Source organism: Bacteroides sp. DH3716P (assembly GCF_025914115.1).
Classification (GTDB): domain Bacteria; phylum Bacteroidota; class Bacteroidia; order Bacteroidales; family Bacteroidaceae; genus Bacteroides; species Bacteroides ovatus.
Genome location: NZ_CP083673.1, coordinates 4,250,414 through 4,264,494, shown reverse-complemented (window position 1 = coordinate 4,264,494; position 14,081 = coordinate 4,250,414). Strand labels below are relative to the sequence as shown.

Genomic DNA, 14,081 nt, shown 5'->3' with positions numbered 1-14,081 from the left:
TTTTGTCTTATCCGCCAAAAACAGGGGGATATTAATCAAATTACCATCTTGTTTCAAATTCAGCATTGAATAGCGAACCAGGTAAGCGGGTTGGAAAAGCTTCTCATAATGAATCACACTTTTGATATCAGAAATGTGATAACTTACACATTTCTGATATGAGTTTCGTGCGAATCTACACATTATCCATATAAAACGAAAGAAAAACTCTAAATATTAGCTTGCCAACAGCTCCCTGTTTATTTAAAAGTAATCATCAGCTTTTCATCAATACCTTTATCAGGTATTCTCACACTACAGACACCTGTTTCCTTATCCCAACTCCACGCTACAGTTTCAGTGTCATTCTCTAAATCTTCTTCCAAGCGTTCCGGTTTAGTTTTCTTTATCTTCTTTCCTTTGACAGTTATCTCTTTCGGAGCTTTCGCAGAATAAATACGGAACAACAGATTTCTCGGACCGGGAACAGTGTATCCTTTTCCTTCACGGGCAGAGACGGTCAGTTCATATCCATTTGCCAGAGTGCTACAAATAATCGGTGTTTTGACAAATTCATCACGCTGATATCCTAAGTCTTCTCCTTCATCTTCGTAGAGAGTAAAGGCAGCCTGTGCACCTTCCTGTGCGGGGAAGACTTCAAAAGTAAGTGGATATACCGGTTTCTCATGGGTGTAGTTCATCACCGGCATGGTAGGGATGATGGAACCTTGCTTCACAAACATGGGAATAGAAGACAAGGGAGCGTCAACGGTAGTCCATTGCTCTCCGGTGTAGACCGTCTGCTTGTTGTTGTAGTCTATCCATGTACCTTCGGGAAGATACACGTTCTTTGTGCGGGCACCTTTCTTCACCACGGGGGCTACCAACAATTCACGACCGAACAAGAATTGGGCATCCGTAGAAAACGTTTCCATATCCATTGGATATTCGAGAAACAGAGGCCGCATGATAGGCAATCCTGTATCATACGCTTCGCGGGCGTAAGTGTAGATATACGGCAACAAACGATATTTCAGCTCGATAGCCGCTTTCGCGTTCTTTTCCGCTTCCGGCCCGAAAAGCCACGGTTCCACCGGGTTATCTCCCTCATGGTGGATACGACTCAAAGGATTAAATGCTCCGAATTGAATCCAACGGGTATAGAGTTCCGCCATAGCCGGATAATCCTCAATATCCCCACAGTAACCGGTGATATCACAGGAAGAAAATGGGATTAATCCCAATCCGGCGGAAAGCATTACAGGAATCTGATTGGCTAATTGTCCCCAACCTTGCAGTACGTCGTCTCCGTTTCCGCTATCACCCGTCCAGCCAAACGTATAACGTTGCAAGCCGGCATAAGCAGCACGAGTCATCTGGAAAACACGACGGTCCGGATTCCTCTTTTCAAATTGCTCCTTCACCACTTTATCCCAGGTCAGACCATAGACGTTATGGATTTCATCGTGCATACCGAGATGGTGCTTCATCACCAGGCGCTCCGTCTGCTCTTCGTTACTCCAGGCAGGTTCGCCCATGTCTGTCCAGAAGCCGGAGACACCATCGTCAATAGGTTTCTGCTGATAAGTTCCCCACCAGTCGGCTACGGCAGGCAAGGTAAAGTCCACCACTCCGCAGTTTCCACCCCACGGCCAGGGCATATCGTAGCTTTTACCGTTCGTATTGTCCTTTACAAAATAGCCCAGACGGTCTGCTTCTTCCCATTGTTTTTTGTTGGCTTGTGCAATTACCGGGTCTTGAGATACGACTACCTTAAAACCCATCTCTTTCAAATCCGAAAGCATCTTTTTGGGGTTTTCATAGTTTCCTTTGCGCCATTCGAAATCCTGCAAATATTCTGTCCAACCGATATCCTGATAGATAATATCACAAGGGATTCCCCGTTTCCGGTAGCCTTCGGCTATTTCACGACTTAGCTTTTCACTTGTCAACAGACCGCGGCATTGAGCAAAACCCAACGCCCATTTCGGCGGCATGATAGGTTTTCCGGTCAGTCCGACGTATTGGCTGATGATTTCTTTATAGTCTTTACCGAAGATAAAGTAATATACCATTTCCCCGTTCGGCGCTTCGAAACTGTAATAATCACGGCTTTCCGTTCCGAATTTGAATTCCGTCTTATAGGTGTTATCAAGGAAAATACCATACCGGTAATTGCTCATAAAGAAAGGAATACTCTTGTAAAGAGGATCTTCTACCACACTATAACAAGGTTTGTCACTATTCCACATCTTATAAGACTCGCCACGACGATCCATCTTTCCCGCTTTCTCACCAAGTCCGAAGAAGTGCTCGTCACGACGAAGCACTTTATATTCCACCTTCTTCGTTCCTTCACTGACATGGCCTTTATCGGCATAATCACTAAACAGAAGTTTCTGATATTTATCGAATATCTGAAGACTCATCGGAGATTTATTCACCCGGATACGCAACTTCGGAGTAAATATCTCGTAACAGGCCGCCTGTTCATCCACATGAATAGTTCCTACCTCTTCCAGTTCTTCATTAATCACTGCAAACGAAGCATTTCTTCGTTGCAATTGCCCATCGGGTGAGAACCAGATTTTCACGACGGAAGAGCTGCAAAGTTGCAATTGCAAGGCGGCACTGTCCGCCAAGTGAAAAGTCACCTGACGTCCCTGCTGTGTAAAAGAAGTGCATGTACGTATCTCATTTTCCGCCCAAACCCATGTTGGAAACATCAGACACAACACCCACACCCATAATCTATATCTAATCATCATACCTATCATTTTAGTTATTCTGTAGCAGCCGCTTTATTCAGTCACAATCATCGTCCAATATTTCAGGGAAGGCAATGTGAAAGAGACAACTCCGTTCTCCTGTGTAAAGGCCAATTCCTGCAAAGCTCCTCCGTGTACATCCGGCGACGCTACCCACAGCTTATTCACCTTTGCCGACAGATTCATTTGCAAAGCCGCTTTTGTAATCAAAGCCGGTTCCGGCATCGTACCGTCCACATCTCTCCAACTAAGACTGTTCGCTTGCGAGAAATTAAGAAGATGTATCACTTGCTTGCCACCTACCTGCTTGGCATAAGTAGTAACCGATCCCTGTTGAGGAGGCCAACTATTCAATCTCATTTCGCCATTGGTACAATTCATGGAAACACTATTTTCCGTACCACCGTCACGAAGCAGATTCTGATAAGAAGTCAGGAAATCATAATAACGAACCATCGCTGTTTTCAGTTCTTCGCTCATTGTCAGGTTCTCATTCGGAAAGTACTCTTTGCACAACATGTGATCGCCTCCCAACTCAAGGTGCGAACCACCCAAAGCAAACATGACAGCATCTGTCAATAAGATACCCGGCGTATTAAATTCTCCCCGGTTATCCGCTTTATTATAATTCATATAAGCTGCAAAAACCGTATTCAACTGATAATTGCCATATACTCCATTTTCATAAAGAATGGCTTTCAGATTGGTAAAATCAGCCTCATCTGCCCACACCTCATTATAGAAGAAATCAACTTTACCTGTCTCCCCTATCTGACGGGCACCGTAACGGCTGACCGCATTCATCACCAAACTCTTGTCCGGATGAGCCTGCTTCGTCGCTTCAATAAAAGAAGCATATCCCTCACGCAGATTGACCGGAATACCGTTGTAATTGTAAAGCGTGCTGCGTCGTCCCAACTGGTCTATCTGATAGCCGTCGAAGGCAAAGTTCGCATATACATCATCATTCCTCTCGTTCAAATATTTCTGCCATTCCTTATTAGAAGGATCTACCAGATAAATATTACTTTTCCATCCGCCCGGCAGATCATGACTATCTTTAGTAGTGTGAGAAGCATCCTTAAACAAATACCATTCCTCCTTCACCCCGTCCGCAGCGGCATCCTTCAACGCCCCAAAACAAAGATTGTAAAACATAGACTTCATACCGAAACGATGCTGCGCTTCAATGTAATTCTTCACAGAACTTGTATAAACCTCCCGGTTAGCGATGTCCATATATACTTCGTCCAACTGCGTACGTGTACCGCCCAACGGCCAGTGATGTTTATTATGCCAGTCCTGAAACTGTACCCAATTGATGTGATGACGATTCAGATACGCCATCTCTTCCTGCGTCTTTTCAGCCGTCTTCTCCCGACTGAAATCAGCGACAAAACCATAACGGGGAAAACGTGCCGGATCACTGGATACATCTACCGCAATCGTACCGAGAATCACATCTGTACCATTCTCCTGACGGTACAGTTCCGCCATATATCCTTTGAAATCAGTAGTAGGCGGTTGCCATGTCCAACTGGTACCATTTACCGACTCTTCTCCGACAACCTCCCCTAAAAGACGATAACGAACTTTAGTTCCGGCAGGCAACGCATCTTCTGCTGTAAATACCACTTTCTCCCCCGGTTTATAGAAAGCCTTATCCGTAGACAGGTCCACACTTAAATCCGATGTTACCGGAGTCACTTCGGTGACACTGCCCGAAGCTCCTCCATTCTCTTGGTTCGACCCATGATCGTCACTGCAAGCCATACACAGGAAAGCAGCCACCAAATATATTATTTTCTTCATCTTGAATTCTTGTTTTATTGTTTCACAATCGAAATCGTCTCTTTCAACTGGTCAATCGTAATCCGATAAGAACCGGCTTCCTGAATATTCCATTTATAATCCAAACTACCCAAATCTGTATCCGGATACATACTGTTCAACTCCGCATCCGACTTAGCAACGAACAATGCCGTCTCTACTTCCCCCGTCGGAGCCTTGTTGCTCTTATCCGCCATAAACCAATCCCCGTTCCAGTCTGACTGCTTATCGCAGGATATCTTCATCTCACCTGCCTTCAGCGTGCCGCTCCAGGTAAAGATATAAGGACTGTCGGCACTCTTAGTCATCGGAGTAGCATTGCCTAAATCCCATCCGTTCGGAGTTGCCTCACCCACCAGATACAGCCCTTCGTAAGGAGTGAACGGACGCATCAGCATCTTTTCTTTTCCTTTACCTGTATAGAACCATACTTTATAAGGCTTGCCACATTCGGCTTCCTTCATCTGCCATTTATTATCGTCACCTCCAAGCACTACGGATGTCGAAGTGTACGGAGCATTAGCCATGGTAGGATGGAAGAAAGCATCCGCCTGACCGAAATCTGTCACAGAAGCGAATTTAAATTCTCCGTCCGCCTTCCAGGGAATCACGGCTCCATAATGGAACAGATCCATTTGGACAGCATCTTTAGACAGTGCTTCAAATCCCCAACCATTGTTACCCGTAAACGAACCGACAATGAAAAACTCCTCATATCTCCAGCCAATATCTTCCGTTTCGGTAAGTGTCAATGTCAGGTCGAGCAGGTTTGCTTTTACGATATAAGTTGCTTCTTTACTGATTGTGAACTGTTCGTCCGGTTGGTCACCCGATGTACGGTAGGTCAGTTTGAATCCTTCTTCGGCAGTAGCATCACGGTTGTACGACGGCAGGAATTCTCCTAAGGTCGTTATAAATTTAAACGATCCGGTATTCAGCTTTCCTGTCCATGTAAATTGTCCGTTATCCGTACGTTCCATTGCCGTTGCGTTATCGGCGCTCCATCCGTTCGGAGTAGCATCACCAATCAGGTAAAGCGTCGTAGTAACCGGCTGGTAAGTAGTCACCGTAAAGGCAGCCGTCGCAATCTGCTTCTGATCTTCCATTCCGGCAACGACGGCTGTGATACGTGCTTCCAACTCCGCTTTCACGGCATAACCGATACCGAACTGCGTATTCAGGAATTGGTTGAGTTCTTCCACTTTCTTAGTCCATTGATACGTTCCCGTACCCAAATCTACCGAATAAGGATTCGCAAAGTCCGTTCCAGCTTTCGCCAGTTCCAGCGTATAAGAGATACGGTTACCGCTTCCATAATTCGTTCCGGTAGTCCATGAAAGCGCCAGCGCCTCCTGGCTATGGTTCTTTTCGTTCAACACCAACTCCTGCTGATTCACCGAAAGGGTGAGAGTATCATGTCCTTTATCTGTCTCCATATAATCCTCGGCACAGGCAACCATCGTTGCACCGATGAAAAGAGAGCATAACAACTGATATATATATTTCTTCATCATATTATTTGTCTAAATGAATGATTATAAAACGGATTAATAACCGGGATTTTGAGTCATCAAGTGATTGGAGTCCATCTCCGTCTGCGGAATAGGCAACAGGAGACGTTCTTTGGTCACATTATTCTTACCGATAGATTTCAGGAATGTCAATGCATAATTTCCATTATTAACCCGGATCATATCGAACCAGCGATGTCCCTCAAAAGCAAGTTCCATCCGACGTTCATGAATAATCTTTTCTCTCATTTCGGTCTGCGTCAGAGTGGTCGGCAGCTCTGTCAGTCCGGCACGCTTACGAACGATATTCAATGGTTCGGCAGCCTGATCCGGATGTCCCTGTTCATTCAAGGCTTCCGCTTTCTTCAGTAAGACATCCGCATAACGGTATACTACAAAATTGTTGGGGTTGGTATTATACTCCGGAGAGACAGTTTTCGACACAAGGAACTTACGTACGTTATAACCCGTATTCGACCAGGAACGTTTGTATTCCATACCATCAAAAGCAGGACAACCCTGATACAACACAGTGATGTCTTTCCGCAAATCACCGTCCTCGTATTGCTTGACAAACTCTTCCGTAGGCAAGTTCCATCCATAAGCACCGGCTACCATACCCGAATTACGAGGGCCCATGAAAGTAGACAGCCAGGATGCTTGATTATCGCCGCCCCAAAAATCATATTCCGTACTACCGGAGTATTGCACTTCGAAGAGAGATTCTGCACCATTATTGATCGTCGCATTAAAGTTATCGGCATAATTGCATTGAGTCAGATCATATCCCATTGCAGCAATGTTATTGCACAAGGTCACTACTTCATTGTAATAGTCACGATGATTAGGAGCCAGTGTCAGGTAAATATCTGCTAGCATAGCCATTGCAGCCTCTTTGCAGGCACGTCCCCTGTTGGCATCTCCATAACTGCTTTTCGGAGGAAGCATAGTCACTGCATTCTTGCAGTCGGAAAGGATTTGAGCATATACCTCATCTACCGTATTACGGGCAATATCCGCAGATTCTCCCGGTTCAAACGGCTCCAAGCGTAAAGGCACCCCTCCGTACAAACGAACCAGAATATAATAATAATGTGCACGCAGGAAATAAGCCTCACCCATGCAACGGGTCTTTATCTCATCGGAGATAGATGCTGAAGGCAGATTGGAAAGCACGATGTTGCAACGTCCGATCCCAACCCACGGAGAACGCCATACATACAAAGCAAAGCCGTTGTCGCTCTGGGCTATGAAGTTGGAAGCCTGAACAGTCTCCAAACCGTCAGTACCTCCTCCGGCTCCTACTTCACTGTTGCCTGCGATGATGTCGAGGCTCCAAATACGCTGGTTATACATATTAGATGACTGAAGAGTCTTGTAGCAGGCAGTAGTCAATGCCACAGCAATCTCGTTCGTCACTTCCGATTCGGGATCGACGCCATATTTGGGATATTTATCCAAGAAATCGTTGCACGATGTCAATGCCAGCACGGCAGACATAAATACCAAAGTTATTATCTTTTTCATATTCTTTCTCCTGATTTAAAAGTTAAAGTTCAAGCCCATACTGAAGGTACGTGAAATCGGGTAACGGCTGCTGTCGATGCCATTAATATCCACTTCCGGGTCGAAGCCGGAATATCCGGTGATAGTTGCCACATTCTCGCAAGAGAAAGAGATGCGGGCATTTTCCAGTTGAATCTTTTGCATCCACTTTTTAGGCAGTGTATACGAGAGCGTGATATTCTTCAGACGGAGATAGGAACCGTTTTCCACAAACCTGTCGGATACACGGCAGTTCTGGTTCGGGTCTCCCCAAATGGCGCGGGGCATAGAGTTGCTGGTTCCTTCACCCGTCCAGCGGTTCAATACGGCTGTGGTTTGGTTGTAAGCGGCTGCCATTCCTTCGTTGTCAACATTGTTGGCGTTATAAATCTTGTTTCCCGATACGCCTTGCAGGAAAACGGAGAGTTCCCATCCCTTATAAGAGAAATTATTGCTTAAAGAGAAGAACCAGTTCGGATTCGGGTTACCGATAACGGTACGGTCTTCATCGTTGATGACTCCATCGTTATTCAAATCCCGGAAACGGATATCCCCCGGAGCGGCTCCCGGTTGGGTGGCATGGCGGTTTACTTCCTCCCAGTTTTGGAAAAGTCCGTCGGTCACGTATCCGTAGAATACATTGATCGGATAACCGGCTCTAAGCATAGTCACGTATGAGTTACCCATCTGATTGATAAACATCGGGGTTTCGCTGTTCAAGTCCAGAATTTCATTCTTGTTATAGGTAGCCGTTAAAGCAGATTCCCAAGAGAAAAGACCTTTCAGGTTGATGGTGCGCAGGGTCATTTCCACCCCTTTGTTGCGCATCTTGCCGGCATTGGTAAAGGTTTCAGTAGTATCTTCAAAACCGGAGGTGATAGGGATGGAAGCTTTCACCAACATGTCTGCCGTCTTCTTGATGTAGGCATCCAGCGAAAGGTTGACACGTGAATTGAACAGGCTCATATCCACACCGAAGTTGGTTTGGCGTACCTCTTCCCAATGAATATTCGGATTGGAAAGGGTGGTAGATACCAAAGCGGTGGAGTTGTTGTTGCCGAAAGGATAGACTCCTGTATTATAGGAAGCAACAAAGCCGTAGTTACCGATTTCCTGATTACCGGTCACACCGTATCCGATACGCAGTTTGAGGTCATTCACCGGAGAGTTGTCTTTCGGGAACCATTCTTCCTGCGAAATACGCCATGCCAGAGAAACGGAAGGGAATGTTCCCCAACGGTTGTTCTTACCAAAGCGGGAAGAACCGTCACGGCGCACAGTGGCTGTAAGCAGGTATTTATCTTCGTAAGAATAGTTGAGACGTGCCATCAGAGAAAGCAGTGCCCAGTCGCTCTGGCTGCCACCAATACTGTACATCTTCTCGCCGTTGTCCATTTCATGGATATTATCAAACATGAAGATATTCTTTTGAGCATTCAGGTAATCATAGTTGTTCCATTGGGCGGAAGAACCTGCCATCACACCTACACGATGTTTTTGGGTGAAAGTATGGTCGAATACAAAATAATTATCCCATAGGTAGGTAAATGATTTGTTGTCACTCTTATAGCGGGAAGATTCTTCTACCGGATTCGGTTTCCAGTCGTAAGCCGGAGTAAAGTTGTCGACAAACCAGAATTTGGCGTCATAACCGAAGGTGCTTTTCAACTTCAACCATTTGGTAAAGGCAATCTCTCCGGTGATATTTGCCAGAAAGTTATATCCTTTCGTCTCGTTCGTCATCATATACAACGTACCGATCGGATTGCGGACACTTCCATACCATTGCGCTTCCTGTCCGGGACCGCTCCAGCTACCGTCTTCATTCTTCACCGGTTGGGTGGGAAGTGCTTTCATCGCATCTCCGATGCTGTAAGTTCCTCCTTCTTTCACGTCCGTACTGAATGTCAGATTAGTAGTGAACTTCAACCATTTATTGACCTGAGCATCACTATTTGCCTGAAAGTTGAAACGACGGTAATTAACGCTTTCCACGATACCGGACTGATCGAGGAAACCGCCGGATACATAGTAATGTGCCTTTTCCGTACCACCGGAATAGCTAACCGAATAGCTTTGTTTCACTCCCGTACGTAGCATCTCATCCAGCCAGTTCGTTCCTGTTCCCAATAAAGAAGGGTCTGCCCAATAAGGGTTTGTATTATCATCATTATTAGACAGCATATCATTGCTCAAAGCGGCATATTGCGCAGCATTCAGCATATCGGGCACTTTAGTAGCGTTCTGAATAGCCCAGTTTGCGTTTACCGTTACTTTTCCGGCACCTTCGGCACCACGTTTGCTGGTAATCATCACCACACCGTTGGCACCACGGGAACCATAGATAGCTGTTGCCGAAGCATCTTTCAATACGTCTACCCGTTCCACATCAGCCATATTCAAGGAAGACAATCCCAAGTCGGTAGGAATTCCGTCAATGACAATCAGCGGGTTACTGTTATTGATCGTACCCAAACCACGGATTTTAATGGTGACATTATCACCCGGCTTACCGGCATCGATTATCTGCACGCCGGATACTTTTCCCTGCATTGCCTGACCGATATTAGCTACCGGAGAGTCTTTGATGTCCTTCACTCCGACAGAAGATACGGCACCAGTCAAATCGCTCTTTTTCATCGTTCCGTAACCTACTACAACAACTTCGTCCAATACTTCCGTATCTTCCTGCAAGGTTACTTTCAACGAGTTTTTCCCGTTCACCGGAACAGTCTGCGTTTTATAGCCGACAAAAGAGATAGTCAGCGTGCTGTTAGCCGGAACGCTTAATGAGAAATTACCGTCTACATCGGTTATCGTACCATTCGTTGTACGTCCTTCCACCACACTGGCACCGATCACCGGTTCACCTGTGGCATCTACTACATGTCCTTTTATTGAAATCTGTTGTGCGAATGCACTAAGAGATAGGAACAAGCCCCACATTATTAATAAGAGGCGGCGTTCAAAGCCTTTCGACTTCATACTCTGTTTCATGTACATTAATTTAAAGTTAATATTAGGGTTACTTTTGTTTTCGTTCTCTGTGTCATTGCTGAAATGACCGTGAAGCAAAAGTATCCACATTTCATACTGCTTCTTAAAGCAGATAGCAAAAATATAGTGATTTATACAGTATCTCACAGCATAAACCACTAAATATAAGAACGTTATAAAATAGAAGTCAGACTAAAAAAGTAGTGATTTTCTTATTCTTCCACCTTCCCTATTTGCATTACTTTAGTCTCAAATTCATCTCTTTCTCCCAAAGCTTTGTTACGGACACGGGTCCGGTAATTATAAATGGTAGTCACGGAATAACGGAGGAATTGCGCTATCTTGGTACTGTCCGTAATCCCCAGCCGGATAAGGGCAAAGATACGGAGTTCGGTGTTCAACAGTTCTCCCGGTTTGGGTTGCATGGGTTCTGTGAGCAGCGCATTAAATTCCTCCACAAAATTGGGGAAAAGTTGCAGGAAAGTCATGTCGAAGTTTGCATAAAACTCTTTCAGTTCTTCGTCAAGGAATTGAGAAGATTTAATGGCTTTATATAGTTCTTCCACTCTTCCGGCAGCAGCAATTTTATTTAGGGAACGACGGTATAAATCCATCTTGTCGAGATAAGTGGAGCATTGGTCCATATATCGGCCGATATATTCCTCCTTGATATAATTGGCTTCCGAAAGCGTATGGTTCATCTCTTTCAGTTGCGAGTTGGAGTCGTGAAGTTCTTCGTTCAGTTCTTGCAACAACGTATTGGTATCGACCACTTCGCGACGTGCGGCAGCAACCTTTTTCATCTGCTTGTAAACGAAGAAAATGGCAACCAACAAAAATACGGAAAGCAAACTGATACAAATCAATGATACTTTCATCTCCTGCTGCTGCCGTTTGGTTTTCAATTGGTAAGCCTGGTCAATGATAGGAAAGACTTGCGAGATTTCTAACGTACGAAGGCGGGCATTGCAAAGAGTGGCATCCTCTAAGGAGCATTTCAGGTAATTGTAGGCACGGTCAATATCCCCTTCATCGTAGACAAGGGAAGCGAGTTTGCGCAAAGATACATATTCCTTTACTGCCGATTTTAGGTCGGCAATAGCCGAAAGGGCCAGGTAATGTTTTTGCCCCTGCTTGTCGCCTTTCAACCGGTAACCCTCGGAGAGAGTATAAGTAAGCATTGCTTTTGAATGGTCATCCAAAGAAGGTTTGTTGTAATATTCCATCAGCATACGGATGGCTTCATCGTATTGAGCATGTACGATACACTTATCCGCCATCACCAATACGTGCCCCAAAGAGTCGGAAGCGTTGACCTGCAGAAGAGAGTCACGATACAGATCCGTCATTCGATAATACTCTTTCTTGACTTTCTCCGTAACGGCATAATCTCCCATCAATCCGTAAATAGTGCGATACAGATGATAATAGTAACCATAGAGATAATCGGGCAACGTTTTCTTATCAATCTGCCCCAATAGTTCCAACGCTTCTTTATACATTCCGGTAGTTCCCATCACTTCCGCCATATTCATGGCAGCATCATCCAGGTAATCCAGTTTATCCATGCGATGCGCCAGTTCCTCTTTCCGTTGAGCATAGACAAAAGACGAATCCAGATTATAAGCCCGGTATTCATCGAAAAGACGTCCGCAAAAACCATATCGTTGTTCATCGGAAGTAGCCTCCGCCAACAATTTCTTCAGGTCAGCGATACGCGCCTCCTTTTCCGCTCCATAAGTCTGACGATTTTTAATGATACCATCAATCTCACGAAGTAACGCATCGGTACTCTTATTATCTTTTGCATAAAGCAGACCGGAAAGGACGATTGTCACAAAAATCAGAATCACTTTTTTCATAGTGCCGTATGTATTATAGTTGCAAAGATAAAAGTCTTTCAGAAACTTCCGGCTTTCAGGAGAAAATTATTGCAGACGGAAAACCAATGTTTATTAAAACAGGAAGCATTACAAATTTATTATGAACATAATTATTATATTTATAATAATGTCATCGTTGGAACAACCATCAATATACAGATAAATTCAAAAGTATGTATTCACAGCAAATTCAAACTGTTCTATAAATATTTTCTTAAATGGATATATATTATTTTGTTCATAGAAAACTAACATAGCTTTCTTATAGTCGATAGAATCAACTGAACGAAATGATAAAGGACAATAACCGTTGGCTATAAGTATTGCATTACTTGTTATACGGGCAGTACGTTTATTACCATCAGCAAATGGCTGAATATAAGATAACAGAACTAAAGCTAGGAAAGCTTTATCAAAGATACTCTCCTTATTATTGATTAATTGACAAGTGTCTTCCATAGCTTCTCTTATTTGATATTCATTATCAAGTGGACGATAATTCGTACCCGTAATACCAACACGCCGAGAACGAATATGACGCTCAACTCCCAGTTCTTTAATAAGGATACTATGAATGTCTTCAATCTTTCTTATTGATAAATACTGAAGATAATCAGGATTATCTAAAATAAAATCAAGAGCTTCCTTGTGATTTAGTAGCATAATGGCTTCTTCTTTAGTTTTACCTTTTGCTTCTTCTTTTTCCAGCAAAAGTCTTTCCGTTTCAAGAAGATTATATGTGTTCCCTTCAATTTGAGAAGACTTCCAACTAAGATCCACACCTAACCTTTCCATTTCTTTCCGGTACTCTCCGTCTGTCATTTCTAATACATTTCTTCTAAACGTTTCTTGAAGAGCCGTTAAATGTTTCCGTTCATCCATCGTGAAAGGGTCAACATTAGGCAATATATCAGGAATAAGGCTGAAATTGAAAGCTTGTTGAATTTCACGCTCATCAACTTCTTTCCGAAAGTATGATTCTAAGTCGAAATAACTTGTAACAAACGTTTGTGGTGTTAGTTTATAACAGGTGGCAGGTCCTTGCCCTATGACTTCAATACTTCCAGCGGAAATCATGGCAGCTAATAAACGCTTGAATGTGGCGACACTTACTTTAGTATTCACTCCCTCCATTAATTCTGACCTAGAAGATAGAGGATGAAAACGAAGATATTGTTGAATTTCTTCTTCCATTGCTATTTAATTGATTATATCGGCTCAAAAATACATAATATTATTAATATATCGGCTCAAAATGAGCCAATAATTACAGTGTATAGGACTCTTTTGAGCCGATATGAAAATCTTCAGCTACCTGTTAGTAGTCTCATATTGTTTCTGCATTGCTTTGATCTATTCTTCAGAATTCTTATTTATCACAGCAATTTTATCCTGTAATTCTTTATTCTGGATTTCAGATAATCTCATCTGTTCAGTATGGATCTTCTGACTGTCCTCTGTGGTGAAATAGTTCATTTACGTACGGGTTTGGCTCATTCTCTGTACGGTTTTGAATAAAATAATGGAGTATTCTGGAAACGTTGTGGTAAATCTGAAAAAGATGATTG

7 protein-coding genes are annotated in these 14,081 nt (G+C 43.8%); all 7 read right to left on the bottom strand.

What is annotated here, in order from left to right:
* Positions 1 to 239: 239 nt before the first annotated feature.
* The gene (locus tag KQP79_RS16005; RefSeq protein ID WP_138343627.1) at positions 240 to 2,744 is read right to left on the bottom strand and encodes a glycoside hydrolase family 31 protein; all 2,505 of its coding nucleotides are present in this window, start codon (positions 2,742 to 2,744) and stop codon (positions 240 to 242) included.
* A 36-nt stretch (positions 2,745 to 2,780) separates the two neighbouring features.
* On the bottom strand, positions 2,781 to 4,559 hold the full coding sequence (locus KQP79_RS16000; RefSeq protein WP_087318734.1) for a glycoside hydrolase family 66 protein: 1,779 nt from the start codon (positions 4,557 to 4,559) through the stop codon (positions 2,781 to 2,783).
* A 14-nt stretch (positions 4,560 to 4,573) separates the two neighbouring features.
* Positions 4,574 to 6,088, bottom strand: a complete 1,515-nt coding sequence (locus tag KQP79_RS15995; protein WP_138343625.1) for a SusF/SusE family outer membrane protein — start codon at positions 6,086 to 6,088, stop codon at positions 4,574 to 4,576.
* Positions 6,089 to 6,124: 36 nt separating this feature from the next.
* Positions 6,125 to 7,588 carry a RagB/SusD family nutrient uptake outer membrane protein gene (locus KQP79_RS15990; protein ID WP_373167075.1) on the bottom strand — a complete coding sequence of 488 codons (1,464 nt, stop codon included), beginning with the start codon at positions 7,586 to 7,588 and terminating at the stop codon, positions 6,125 to 6,127.
* 42 nt (positions 7,589 to 7,630) lie between these two features.
* Positions 7,631 to 10,630 carry a SusC/RagA family TonB-linked outer membrane protein gene (locus KQP79_RS15985; RefSeq protein WP_138343600.1) on the bottom strand — a complete coding sequence of 1,000 codons (3,000 nt, stop codon included), beginning with the start codon at positions 10,628 to 10,630 and terminating at the stop codon, positions 7,631 to 7,633.
* Positions 10,631 to 10,842: 212 nt separating this feature from the next.
* A complete protein-coding gene (locus KQP79_RS15980) occupies positions 10,843 to 12,492 on the bottom strand; it encodes a DUF6377 domain-containing protein (RefSeq protein ID WP_004298604.1) in 1,650 nt (549 codons plus the stop codon).
* A gap of 186 nt (positions 12,493 to 12,678) precedes the next feature.
* On the bottom strand, positions 12,679 to 13,707 hold the full coding sequence (locus tag KQP79_RS15975; RefSeq protein WP_004317407.1) for a Fic family protein: 1,029 nt from the start codon (positions 13,705 to 13,707) through the stop codon (positions 12,679 to 12,681).
* Between the last annotated feature and the right edge of the window lie 374 nt (positions 13,708 to 14,081).